At 41.7% G+C, this 12513-nt stretch carries 12 protein-coding genes, 1 tRNA gene and 2 pseudogenes; 10 read left to right on the forward strand and 5 right to left on the reverse strand.

Annotated features, from left to right (window positions below; all coding sequences use genetic code 11):
* Positions 1-7: 7 nt before the first annotated feature.
* From trpD to HBH39_RS06650, 3 genes are read right to left on the reverse strand one after another with little or no spacing between them, the layout of a single operon-like run.
* Entirely contained in the window at positions 8-1075 is a 1068-nt protein-coding gene (trpD, locus tag HBH39_RS06640; RefSeq protein ID WP_167676726.1) for an anthranilate phosphoribosyltransferase, read from the reverse strand.
* A complete protein-coding gene (locus HBH39_RS06645; protein WP_167679995.1) occupies positions 1072-1686 on the reverse strand; it encodes an aminodeoxychorismate/anthranilate synthase component II in 615 nt (204 codons plus the stop codon). Before HBH39_RS06645 ends, trpD begins: the two co-directional genes overlap by 4 nt.
* A 17-nt stretch (positions 1687-1703) precedes the next feature.
* Positions 1704-3287 carry an anthranilate synthase component 1 gene (locus HBH39_RS06650; protein ID WP_167676728.1) on the reverse strand — a complete coding sequence of 528 codons (1584 nt, stop codon included), beginning with the start codon at positions 3285-3287 and terminating at the stop codon, positions 1704-1706.
* A 411-nt stretch (positions 3288-3698) separates the two neighbouring features.
* Here HBH39_RS06650 and rnm point away from each other — a divergent pair.
* The 6 genes and pseudogenes from rnm (at position 3699) to HBH39_RS06680 (ending at position 8121) form a co-directional block, all read left to right on the forward strand.
* Positions 3699-4555 (forward strand): annotated as a pseudogene (gene rnm, locus HBH39_RS06655) (RNase RNM).
* Positions 4555-5175, forward strand: a complete 621-nt coding sequence (locus HBH39_RS06660; RefSeq protein ID WP_167676731.1) for an L-threonylcarbamoyladenylate synthase — start codon at positions 4555-4557, stop codon at positions 5173-5175. The pseudogene rnm and the gene HBH39_RS06660 overlap by 1 nt, the downstream one beginning before the upstream one ends.
* A 112-nt stretch (positions 5176-5287) precedes the next feature.
* On the forward strand, positions 5288-6076 hold the full coding sequence (locus HBH39_RS06665; protein ID WP_167676733.1) for a segregation and condensation protein A: 789 nt from the start codon (positions 5288-5290) through the stop codon (positions 6074-6076).
* 69 nt (positions 6077-6145) lie between these two features.
* Positions 6146-6750, forward strand: a pseudogene (gene scpB, locus HBH39_RS06670) (SMC-Scp complex subunit ScpB).
* A 5-nt stretch (positions 6751-6755) separates the two neighbouring features.
* Positions 6756-7628, forward strand: a complete 873-nt coding sequence (gene rluB, locus HBH39_RS06675; RefSeq protein ID WP_167676735.1) for a 23S rRNA pseudouridine(2605) synthase RluB — start codon at positions 6756-6758, stop codon at positions 7626-7628.
* Positions 7629-8035: 407 nt separating this feature from the next.
* Positions 8036-8121 (forward strand) — tRNA-Leu (locus HBH39_RS06680).
* A gap of 583 nt (positions 8122-8704) precedes the next feature.
* On the opposite strand, the gene HBH39_RS06685 is transcribed toward HBH39_RS06680, so the two are convergent.
* Complete coding sequence (locus HBH39_RS06685; RefSeq protein WP_167676737.1) at positions 8705-8977, reverse strand: HU family DNA-binding protein; 273 nt, start codon at positions 8975-8977, stop codon at positions 8705-8707.
* 239 nt (positions 8978-9216) lie between these two features.
* Between HBH39_RS06685 and HBH39_RS19765 the strand changes: the two genes are divergently transcribed.
* The 4 genes from HBH39_RS19765 to rplY all read left to right on the forward strand — a co-directional run bounded on the left by HBH39_RS19765 (position 9217) and on the right by rplY (position 12207).
* Positions 9217-9897, forward strand: coding sequence for a hypothetical protein (locus tag HBH39_RS19765; RefSeq protein WP_244325754.1), 681 nt, complete (start codon positions 9217-9219; stop codon positions 9895-9897).
* Positions 9897-10988, forward strand: a complete 1092-nt coding sequence (locus tag HBH39_RS06690) for a L,D-transpeptidase family protein (protein WP_244325755.1) — start codon at positions 9897-9899, stop codon at positions 10986-10988. The genes HBH39_RS19765 and HBH39_RS06690 overlap by 1 nt, the downstream gene beginning before the upstream one ends.
* 239 nt (positions 10989-11227) lie before the next feature.
* Complete coding sequence (locus tag HBH39_RS06695) at positions 11228-11779, forward strand: DUF882 domain-containing protein (protein ID WP_167676739.1); 552 nt, start codon at positions 11228-11230, stop codon at positions 11777-11779.
* A gap of 143 nt (positions 11780-11922) precedes the next feature.
* Positions 11923-12207: a 50S ribosomal protein L25 gene (gene rplY / locus HBH39_RS06700; protein WP_167676741.1), complete on the forward strand. Its 285-nt coding sequence runs from the start codon at positions 11923-11925 to the stop codon at positions 12205-12207.
* A 57-nt stretch (positions 12208-12264) separates the two neighbouring features.
* On the opposite strand, the gene HBH39_RS06705 is transcribed toward rplY, so the two are convergent.
* Positions 12265-12510 carry a DUF2164 domain-containing protein gene (locus HBH39_RS06705; RefSeq protein ID WP_167676743.1) on the reverse strand — a complete coding sequence of 82 codons (246 nt, stop codon included), beginning with the start codon at positions 12508-12510 and terminating at the stop codon, positions 12265-12267.
* Positions 12511-12513 lie beyond the last annotated feature (3 nt).

The raw sequence follows: 12513 nt of genomic DNA on the forward strand, positions 1-12513 counted from the left end.
GCCATGTTTACACGCCCTTATTGTTTGCAGAATGTTGTTCATCGATTTGGCTAGCGGCAGCTAATTGGGTTAATACCTGATAACCTTTGCCACTCGCGAGGGTTTGTAACGCAAGTTGAGTTCCGGCTTTGACAGAGTCTGCTACGCCACTGACATATAAAGCGCAGCCAGCATTTATGGCAACAGCATCACGCTGAGCATCACTGCCATTGCCTTGCAATATGGCTTTGGTAATGAGGGCGTTGTCACTGGGTTCGCCTCCGGTTAACTGGTTAATGTCGGCATGTATAACGCCCAAATCTTCGGGTGATAAGTCATAAAAGTGTACTTTACCATTATTTAACTCGGCCACTTGGGTGATACCATGTAAAGCGACTTCATCTAAACCACTACCATGAACGACCATTGCACGCTTTACCCCTAATGCGTTTAATACATTGACTATGGGTTTTAGTAGTGTTGGTGAGTATACCCCTAAAAGCATAAACTCTGGCTTGGCAGGGTTAATTAATGGCCCAAGAATATTAAAAATGGTGCGGGTTTTTAGTGCTTGACGAACAGGCACCGCATGGCGTACCCCTGCATGGTAATGCGGTGCAAATAAAAAGCATAAGCCTAACGTATCAATTGCATCACTGGCGCCTTGTGGGCTCATGGTCAGTGCAATGCCACAATGTGACAGCAAATCCGATGAGCCTGATTTACTCGACACTCCTCGATTACCGTGTTTGGCAACCTTGGCTCCCGCGGCGGCGGCAACAAATGCCGCGGTAGTCGAGATATTAATTGTATTAAAGCCATCACCCCCTGTACCGACAATATCAACCACACCTGAGCTAAGTGATTCCTCACTGCGTGGAAATGCTTTGGCTGCTTGGCGCAGAGCATCGGCGGCTCCGGCGATCTCATCAATGGTTTCACCACGCATTTTTAGCGCGATCAACATGCCAGCCATGGCTATTGGATCCATATTCCCTCCGACTATATCGGCAAATAAGCTGGCACTTTGTTGGCGCGTTAATGGGTTACCCTGATAAAGCGTATCGAGCAACACTTGAGTCGGCTCATTCGTCATGACTGGCCTCCTTGAGTTATAGGTGCTAATGATGTTTGGGTTAAGTAGCTGAGCGTTTGGGTTAACAATTGGCTGCCTAAAGTTGTCAAAATTGACTCTGGATGAAATTGAAACCCCACTGCTTTGTGGGCATCGTGCAAAATTGCCATTGGCATATTATCGGTAGCAGCAATTACCTCGAGGCAATCGGGTACCTTGGTGGCAACTAGGCTGTGATAGCGAGCAACCGGTAAAGGTGAGGGAAGATTGGCAAACACCCCTTTACCGCTATGAATGGTCGGGCTAGCTTTTCCATGCACCACAAAAGGCGCGCGTTCCACTTTGCCGCCGTAGTATTCAACCATGGCTTGATGGCCTAAACAAATACCCAACATGGGTACTTTACCTGCCACTTTAGCAATAAGCTCCATCATGCAACCTGCCTCATGGGGCGCGCCAGGGCCGGGGGATAATACCAGTGCTGAGCGTTGGGTTTCGTTTAACAATTTTTGGGCTAAATAGTCGGCGCTTACATCATTTCGATAAATAACCACTTCAAAACCAAGGCTGCGGAATTGATCAACCAAGTTGTAGGTAAATGAGTCGAAGTTATCGAGTAAATACAATTTCATTGCTTGGGTTAAATCACTCATAGTCCACCTCCTAATTGGATTGCGGATATGACCGCTTGTGCTTTTTGGCGTGTTTCATCGGCTTCTGCTTGGGGATCTGAATCAAATACCACGCCTGCACCGGCTTGAATATGAGCCATATCATGTTGAACAAACGCTGAACGGATAACAATACAGGTATCCATATCACCTAAACCATTTAAATAACCTACTGCGCCACCATAGCTTCCTCGACGTGCTTGCTCTGCTTGGCGCACCAGTTGTGATGCTCGTACCTTAGGAGCACCAACCAGTGTGCCCATGTTCATACAGGCTTGATAAGCATGTAGGGCATCTAAGTCATGGCGCAACTGCCCAGTCACCCGACTGACTAAATGCATCACGTGTGAATAACGATCCACTTTAAGTAATTCAGCGACTTTGCGACTGCCACTTTGGCTAATACGGGCGATATCATTACGAGCCAAATCCACTAGCATAAGATGTTCAGAAAGCTCTTTTTTATCTAAGCGCAGTTCTAGCTCAATACGACTATCTAAGTCAAAATCAATCTCTCCATTGGCCGTTTTGCCACGTTTTCGTGTGCCAGCAATCGGATAAACTTCTACTTGATTATTTTGCGCTTCATATTTCAAGGCTGACTCTGGAGAGGCACCAAATAAGGTAAAGTCAGGGCCTCTAAAGTAAAACATATAAGGGCTAGGGTTGGTTTTACGTAGGGCACGATAAGCCCCTAAGGTATTAGGGCAAGGTAAGCTAAAGCAGCGTGATGGCACCACTTGGAAAATATCGCCAGCAACAATGTGCTCTTTTAAATCAATCACGATTTGCTTATAGGTTTCGTCGCTAATGTTAACTTGGACTTGCTCCGAAATTGGCGCCAGAGGTTTAGCTGGCGTGATGGTGTGGCATAGCTCAATGACTTGTTGACGTTGGGTATGAAGTGCAGCACTAATTTGCACATCTTTTGTAAACTGCTGAGTGATAATGTCGGCTTGTTGCTGTTTGTGATCGATTAGAATTAAGGTTTCAGCAAGGTAAAAAAGATAATCAGGGCATTGGTTATTTGCGTTGGGTACTGCTGGCAGTGGCTCTACGGTATCAATTAAATCATAGGCTAGTACCCCCCCTAAAAATAAGTCTTCAAACTGTGGATCTTTATCGGTTTTGATATGTTTTACCAGCGCTCGAAGACCATCTAAAGGGGAAGTTGATTTGAGTCTGGCATCTTCATCTTGCAAGCTGGTGGCTTTTTGAAGGTGAATGGTTAACGATGCTAATACGTCATTTTGGCTGGCTAGATTTAATTGAGTGTGGCAATCAAATTGTTCGGTAAAAAATTGCTCAATAGGCGTTAACAAGCTTTGGCCGTTTATGGTTAAGGCGCTTAAGGTAAGCTGATAACCATCGCAGCGGATCATCAAGGCTGCATGGGTCAGTACAATGCTTTTTAGATGGTCTTTGCTGTCTATTTCCGCAGACTCAAGCAACATAGTATGAGGTGCATTATTGGTCACATGTTCATACAGACTTAATGGATCAGCATGATAGGTTAGCGGCTGTTTTTCGGTACTGACCTGGGCTATTTGATTCGGTTTCATCTTGCTGCCTTCGTTTATTTGAATTTATTAATTAACCTGTGAACATGGGCCAGATAACAAGAAAGCCCACATCTCTGCGGGCTTTCTTGTAAAATTTTGTCTCTAAAATGAGCGCAATGCTTCACACAACCCGTTAATTTGGGAAGTGCCACCACCAAGTAATGTGTTGTGAAGCGATAAGGTTAGTCATATGTCATTTCAGTTGTATTTGTTTGTGCCTATAGGAAACCTTAGCTAGCGTTTAATGTCAATTGAATATTGCTCATTTTCGTGGTTTCAAGTGAAATAAAATCGTATCCGCTCATTACTGCTTTTCCTCGTTGTTAGTTTGTTAAGCTTATCTCGTTAACAGCTAAAGATTTTTTACACAATCACAAAGCTTTTAGCGTGAGTATCAAGTACAATAGGTGCATGACTACCCAATCTATATTGGCTGACTTACACAGCCACACAACAGCATCTGATGGCGTGTTAACGCCTTCTGAGCTAGTTGCTCGCGCCCTTGAAAAAGGGGTTCAAATGTTATCCATTACTGATCACGACACGGTAAAAGGATTAGCTGAAGCCCATGCATTTAACCAGCAGCAACCTGAACCGCTTATACTTATTGATGGCACTGAAATATCCACTCGCTGGAATAATTTTGATATCCACATCGTTGGTTTAAATATTGATAAGAATGATGCCACACTGCTGAGTTTTTTACGCTCGCAGCGAGAACTGCGTGAGGCCAGAGCCCAAGAAATTGGCTTGCGTTTAGCCAAGGCTGGTATTGAAGGGGCTTACGAAGGCGCTAAAGCGATAGCTGGTGATGCGGCATTAAGTCGTGGCCATTATGCGCGATGGTTAGCTGATAACGGCTATGCCAGCGATATGCCCAGTGTGTTTAAACGCTATTTAGCCCGAGGTAAAACTGGTTATGTCCCTAACAATTGGGGGACATGGCTAACGCTATTGAGGTTATTCATCAAGCTGGCGGCCTTGCGGTGCTTGCTCATCCTAGTGGCTATAAATTATCAGCGAAATGGTTAAAACGACTTGTGCGAGATTTTAAAGACGCTGGTGGTGATGCAATGGAAGTGGTGCTGGGCCAGCAAACGATTGAAGATAGAAATAATTTATTGGCACTAAGCCATCAACACCAGTTGCTAGCTTCACTTGGCAGTGATTTTCACTTTGTCAGTAACTGGATTGAATTAGGTAAAAATTTATACCAACCTCAAGGTGTAACTTGGGTGTGGCAATCACCAATTTGGACGGAAAGATAATGAGTCAATTTTTTTATATACATGATGAAAATCCACAAGCAAGGTTAATCAACCAAGCGGTCGATCTTCTTAAACAAGGCGGGGTAATTGTTTATCCTACTGATTCTGGGTATGCGCTGGGTTGCATGATTGGCGACAAAAATGCAATGACGCGCATGGTGCGTATTCGCCAAATTGATAATGATCGTAACTTCTCGCTGATGTGTCGTGACTTATCTGAACTGGCCAATTTTGCCAAAGTAGATAATCAAGCATATCGCTTGCTAAAAAGCTGCACGCCAGGGCCTTATACCTTTATTTTTAAGGCCAGCAAAGAAGTACCGCGTCGACTACAGTGTGAGAAGAAACGCACTATTGGCATACGTGTGCCTGATAATGTGATTGCTCAGGCGCTATTAGAAGCTCTGGGAGAACCCTTAATGTCGACCAGTTTAGTGATGCCAAATGAAGAGCATGCAGAGTCTGATCCTGAGCATATTCGCGATATTCTTGAAAATCACGTTGAAGGCATTATTCATGGTGGTTATTTACCTGAGAAGCAAACCACAGTGATCGATATGTCAGAAGGTGAAATGAATATTTTACGCCATGGTGCAGGAGATACCTCTGCTTTTGAATAAGCGGGCTTCACCCTAAATGCGGATCAAAGATATTTGTTTAATCCTTATTCATAAATGCGTATAATCGCGCGTTTGGTTTAGCCTCCTCAATAAATCATCGATACGGAGCTTTATGCAGGGTCATCAACAAAGCCTTCCATTAGCTGTGGTGCGTGGGCAAGTACTAGATACTATGCCGACTGATTTATTTATTCCGCCTGAAGCGCTGGAAGTGTTTTTGGAATCATTTGAGGGGCCATTAGATTTACTTTTGTACTTGATACGTAAGCAAAAGTTGGATGTGGTTGATTTACCTATCCAACAAATTACCCATCAGTACCTGATGTATATCGAAATATTAACCGAAGCGAGAATTGAGTTAGCAGCAGATTATTTAGTCATGGCTGCCACCTTAGCTGAAATTAAGTCGCGTTTACTTTTGCCCAAAATGGTCATGGAAAACGACGAAGAAGAAGATCCGCGCGTGGTGTTAATTAGGCAATTAAAAGCCTATGAAGTGATTAAACAAGCTGCGGCAGATATTGACGCGTTACCTCGTTTAGAACGAGATGTATTTCAAGCCCGTGCTGCGAGAGCACCAAGTATCAAACCTGTTGTTGTGCCACCTGATGCCACTTTATTAGAACTAGCGCGTGCATTTGGTGAAGTACTTAAACGTATTGATGCCAACGAAGAGCATCATGTGAAACGTGAAGCACTCTCGACGCGTGAGCGAATGAGCCAAATTTTAGCTAAGCTTTCTAGCACAAGTTACCTGCACTTTGAGCAGTTATTTGATGTGAGTGAAGGTAAAGCTGGCGTGGTGGTGAGTTTTTTAGCTTTGATGGAGCTCATCAAAGAGTTATTGGTTGATGTGGTTCAAAATGAACCTTTTTCAACAATATATGTGAAAGCAAAATAAGTAACTAAAGGGTAAAGTAAACCCTAAAATTGTTATTAGGTATCATTAGTTTAGGCGCCAAAATTACGTATGCAGATTAACTCAACGCAATTAAAGCAATTAATAGAAGCCAGCTTATTTGTTTTAGCTAAACCAATGACTATTCAAGCATTAAAAGAAACTGTACTGACTGATTTCAGTGTGTCTCGTTCAAGGATCAAAGCCGTATTGGATGAGTTACAACAAGATTATCAAGAAAGAGGTGTTCAACTCGTTAAAGTTGCGGGGGATATCGTTTTCAAACTCAAGAAGTACTTAGCCCTTTTTTACAGCCTTTATGGCATGAAAAAGCCCCTAAGTATTCTCGTGCAACCATGGAAACCTTAGCCGTGATTGCCTATCGCCAACCTGTTACACGGGGCGATATTGAACAAGTAAGAGGTGTGGCCATCAGCAGCCATATCATAAAAAGTTTAGCTGACAGAAACTGGATAAAAGCGGTAGGGCACAAAGAAGTGCCGGGAAGACCTGCATTATATGCAACTACCAAAGATTTTTTATCTTATTTTGGCTTAAAAAAATTAGCTGATTTACCTCAGCTAAATGATATTGAGTCATTACAAGCGATGTTTGAAAAAGCCCAACAGGCTCCACTGGATGTGGAACATACATCGCAAGAACAACTTAAAGAGTAATACTAATGAGCGAAAAATTGCAGAAAGTCTTGGCCCGTGCAGGCCATGGCTCCCGTCGTGAGATGGAGGCATGGATTGCTGCAGGCCGAGTTAGTGTTGATGGTGAAATTGCTAATTTAGGTGATCGTGTAGAGGCTGATGCCAAAATACGTATTGATGGTCGAGCAATATCATTAAAGTCAACTGAAGACATGATTTGTCGTGTGTTGGCGTATCACAAACCAGAAGGTGAGATTTGTTCTCGTAAAGATCCTGAAGGTCGTCCAACGGTTTTCCAGCGTTTACCAAATATTCGTGATTCTCGCTGGGTGGCTGTAGGTCGATTAGATATCAACACCTCTGGTCTATTATTGTTTACTTCAGATGGTGAGTTAGCTAATCGCTTAATGCATCCGTCAAACGAAGTGGAGCGAGAATACGCTGTACGTACTTTTGGTGAAGTTCCAGAAGCCGCAGTACAGCGTTTACGTACAGGCGTAACCCTTGAAGATGGTCCTGCACAATTTGACAGTATTAAGCCTGCCGGTGGTGAAGGGATCAATCAATGGTGGCATGTTACTTTACGTGAAGGTCGTAACCGTGAGGTTCGTCGTTTATGGGAGTCGCAAGAAGTGCAGGTTAGCCGTTTGATCCGTGTCCGTTACGGTATGGTTGAGTTACCAAAAACCTTACCACGTGGTGGTTGGGTTGAATTACCTCTTGAGCAAGTTAACTATTTGCGTCAACTCGCAGGATTAGACGCCGAAACTCGTTCAATGTTGGGGCATGATAAACACAGTGTTGCACGTTCAAAAGTGAAAAGCGCTAAAATTCGTCGTGCAGTGCGTAAGCATAAAGTGACGGGCAGTAAGACAAAGCCATCTCGCCAGCGTAGCTAATACACATAGTTACGTCAGCCGATGAAAGCCGCTTAATGCGGCTTTTTTTATGACTAATTATTGCATGTCATTAGTGGATAAAATTATTGGCTTTTAGTTTGGTATTACTTTTTTGCCCTATCAACTAGGATTTGGTTCTATTTTACTAACGGGTTTTGTGTTGACGTTAGACTATCTGTATTGCGAGCGAACGACATAGGCTAACAAAGTATCCGCTTGATTTTTGTCACTTATGGCTGAAAAAAGTTCGCTTTGGTGTTTTTTAAATCACTTAAAACTCTATTCGGTAATTTTTAGTTGCGCTAAAAATAAAATACAGTAAAGTATGCACCACGTTCAGCGGCGCAGCCTAAGTTGCTAAGTTGACAACAAATTTTAACGAACTGAACTTCAGTTTGTCAGAGTTTGCCCGAGTGGTGGAATCGGTAGACACAAGGGATTTAAAATCCCTCGCTGAATAAGCGTGCCAGTTCAAGTCTGGCCTCGGGTACCATTATCAAGCTTGCTTGCAAGTGATGGATAAACAAGCCTCAATGATAAGTTGGGGCTTTTTTATGTCTGAAATTTAACGATACAAAATCCCTCGCACTCTTGATAAAAGCAGGCGTGCCAGTTCAAGTCTGGCCTCGGGTACCATTATTAAGCTTGCTTGCAAGTGATGGATAAATAAGCCTCAACGATAAGTTGGGGCTTTTTTATTGCCTGAAATTGATGATTTGCTGCGTTATCCTCGAGATCTGTTATCGAGGATCTTTATTTATTTGAGGTAGCAGATTCCAGCCCAAAAGCATGGCTGGAATGACGGTGTTGAGAAGTGTTTTGGTAATGCTTGATAAAAGCAGGCGTGCCAGTTCAAGTCTGGCTTCGGGTAGCATTATTAAGCTTGCTTGCAAGTGATGGATAATTAAGCCTCAACGATAAGTTGGGGCTTTTTTATTGCCTGAAATTGATGATTTGCTGCGTTATCCTCGAGATTTGTTATCGAGGATCTTTATTTATTTGAGGTAGCAGATTCCAGTCCAAAAGCATGGCTGGAATGACGGTGTTGAGAAGTGTTTGGCGTGTCGGTTAGAACGTCAATTAACGCAGGCTTTTAAATAATTGGAGACTTTAAAGCTAGGCTGATTGAATCCTGGAATTTCTATTAATTCACCTGTTTGTGGATTACGGCCGTTTTTGGGTAAATAAAATCGTAATTCAAATGTACCAAACTGTGGGATATACACCTTTTCACCTTCAGTGAGTGCTTGATGAATAGTCGCTAAGATTTGCTCTAATTGAGGTTTGCATTGGGCTTGTGAAATATTAAGTTGTTTAGCCATGGTTTCAATTAACTGCTTTTTATTCATGTGTGTCATCAATAAGGAATAAGGCAAGCTTTATAACAACTATTCTAGCTAAGTCACAGTGAACTATGGTTAATCAGTAAATTGATTGCAGACAAATTGGGCAAATGTTACTAGCTTGCTTGGGTTTTGCTCTCATTCGTAAGACTTACATTTTAAGATTTAAAATTTTTGTCATCCAAATGTGAATTTTTTTGCCATACTGAAATAGGTGCGCGAGTAGGAAAGCGAGGTAGTCAAATATGGCATATCAGGTAACACAAAATGATTTTAGTAAGATCAATGTCACCATTGCGATGATCAGTGCGTATGTCCTGCTTATGTGTCAATCTGCGAATGCTGTCAGTTCTTTACCAAGCCGTGAGCAAATAACAGACTCCCCCTCGTTAACATCTGCACAAATTAGCGTGCAATTGGCCTCTCAGTTGTCAATCCAACCGCCACAAGCTTTGCAGCAGGCTCAAAGTGATTCTACTTACTATTTAAATGAGAATAGCGTCCCTACGTTAGTCTTCTCATCTGAGTTACAAACTGCCAATATCAGCCATGTCATTCATCCCAAACAACAAGAATATAATCAGCAGTTGTTGTTTGAGCACTTGCAGTTATTGGCTTTGGGGAGTGATGATAAAAAGTTTTATCGTTATTGGCAGATGCTTAATAAGGGAAGTGAGCAACAAAAGTTAGAGTATGTTGATACCATTGCCAAAGATATTGCTGATTTTTGGTTGGCGCATCAGGTGAGACTACCATATCATTTTCAAACACAGAGTGAATCGACCCTTGCAGTTTCCACCATCACTGATCCGTTGGCTTCTCAAAATGTGCTTTCTGATGGAAACGTCGAACCAATAGATAACTATTTTGCGTTAGAACCCCTATTAAAGATTATCTTCAAGTTATTAGTCACATTCGTCGTTTAATGTGGCTTCATCAAGAGTATCAATGGCAAGATATTCAAATGAATGGCTTGTTAAAAGCGGGAGAGGGTCATGCTGCTGTTAGTGAAATTAGCCAGCGCCTTTGGTTGCTTGGCGATTTAAATAGTTATGATCCTGCTCAATACACTTATCAAGGCGAGTTAGTTAACGCTATGGTGAGATTTCAAATCCGCCATGGTTTAAAACCTGATGCAGTGATTGGGCCCAAAACCTTATTTTGGATAAATCAAACTCCCTTTGAACGTGCTCAATTGTTAGCGCAAAATTTCATCAACAAAACGATATATTTAGCATCTTTGCCTAAACGTTTCTTGTTGGTCAACATTCCGTCTTATGAAATGTTTTTAGTTGATGATGATAAGCTTGCGCTTCATTCGAAGGTGATCGTTGGTAAGCCTTACCGTCAAACTCCATTAATGGTGGGACAAATTTCAAATGTGGTGGTAAATCCTACGTGGACTGTGCCACGTAATTTGATGCGACTCGATATTTTACCGCAAATTAGAGCAGATGGTGAGTATATTACTGAACGTCAGTTTGATGTGTTTAACTATCAAGGTGAGCTTGTTGAGAAAACGGCAGAGCAATGGCAACAAGTGGCAGGGGAGAGCTTTCCATATCGCTTAGTACAGCGCCCCGGTAGTCATAATGCATTAGGGCGATATAAGTTCCATTTTAACAATGATTCCAATGTGTATTTGCACGATACACCTACTAAAGAATTATTTGCAGAATCTGAGCGAGCGTTATCATCGGGTTGTGTCAGAATCGAAAAAGTGCAGCAATTAGCCGATTGGTTTGCTAAAAATTTGGTGATTGATAAACGTACATGGCGCAGAATTCAATCTAACTATGACAAGATTCAATGGTTTTCTTTAAAAGAGACCTTACCTGTTCATTTTGTCTATTGGACATCATGGGTCGATAACCAGCATCAAGTGCAATATCGAAGCGATATTTATTCATTAAGTACTGCAACGGCTCCCGCCGCATTAGTGAATCATCAAACTGAAAAAAATGTAACGACCAGTGCTATATCACCTATGTTGCACAAACAATTGACTCAGCGATAATTGTTATAAAAATGTTTTTTTTGCCGCATTTTTGTAAGTTTATTCCTTTCGTTTAAAAAAATTGAAATTTCCTAATTTTAGTTAACTTATTGACTGGGTTAAAAGACTCCTGTTTTAAGGGCTTTTTAACTATTTCACATGCTTGTTTTAGACTTGCAATTATTACTGCATCGGTTTAATTTGTCGCCAGTTGGGTAAAAAAACAACAAAACTATAATTAAATTGAAAGTGGTGCGCGAATGTCTTTAGTTTGTTCTGCCCGTCGGCAGATTTTGTTGGGCCTAGGTGGCGCGGCCCTGGTGTCTATGATGCCTAAAAACGCTTACGCAAGTCGATCTACTAAAGGAATAAAAGAGCTTAGTTTTTATAATCGTCATACTGGTGAACGAGGTGAGGGGCTTTTTTGGGTTGATGGTCAATATCAACCAGAGACCTTAGATACTTTTAGCCAAGTATTACGAGATCATCGTCAGAATATTGCTGCGCCAATGGATAAGCGCTTATATGAATATTTATACCAATTACAATCGGTATTAAATAACAAAGATGAGATCCATGTTATTTCTGGCTACCGTTCACCAATAACTAACCAAATGCTTGCCGCGAAAAGTAATGGTGTGGCGAAGAAAAGTTATCATATGAAAGGTATGGCAATGGATATTGCAATACCAAGTGTCAATTTGAAAGAATTACGCGAAGCGGCATTGTCGCTAAAAATGGGTGGAGTTGGTTATTATCCTCAATCGGGTTTTGTACACGTTGATTGCGGTCCTGTTAGAAGCTGGGGTTAACTGGCTTGTGCAAATAATTCGCTCAAGCTTTAATTATTAATAGTAGTTGGCGCGTGGGTATGTTAATATCCGCGCGCTTTATTTGAGTCATTGTTGGTCGAAAACAATGACGCCTTTTATTTTATTATTAAGTGAGTAATAACATGTCTTATACAATCAATGCTGAAATCCGTACTGAAATCGGGAAAGGTTCGAGCCGCCGCCTACGTCATGCGGGTCAAGTACCAGCTGTAATCTATGGCCCAGGTAAAGAATCTATCTCTATCAAGTTTTTACATAAAGACATCATCAACCTAGCTGAGCATAAAGAATTTTATGAAGGTTTAACTCTTGTTGTTGATGGTAAAGAGATCAAGGTGATCCCACAAGCTATTCAACGTCACGTTTATAAGCCAATGATTGAACATGTTGACTTCAAATTTGCTTAATTGCTAGTTTGCTAAAAAAGCGCCAATTGGCGCTTTTTTTGTGCCTAAACCACAAGGTTATTTGGTATCTTGTTCGATAGCATAAATTTCAGCATCGACGGTTTCCATTCTGGTTTCAAATATCGCTCTGGCATCTTTAAGGCCTTGATTATAGTAATATGCTCCGCACTCTTGGCTAAAAAAATCCAGCAAAAACTCAGCGTCAAATTGTTCTAACTCTTGGTCTAATTCATTTTCAAAATAAGATTGTAGTTTATTAATCAGCGCGCTTTTATCTTGGTTAGAAAATTTGATTTTAGCCATATA

Origin of the sequence: Shewanella aestuarii, assembly GCF_011765625.1 — a bacterium.
In the GTDB taxonomy this organism is placed as follows: Bacteria; Pseudomonadota; Gammaproteobacteria; order Enterobacterales; family Shewanellaceae; genus Shewanella; species Shewanella aestuarii_A.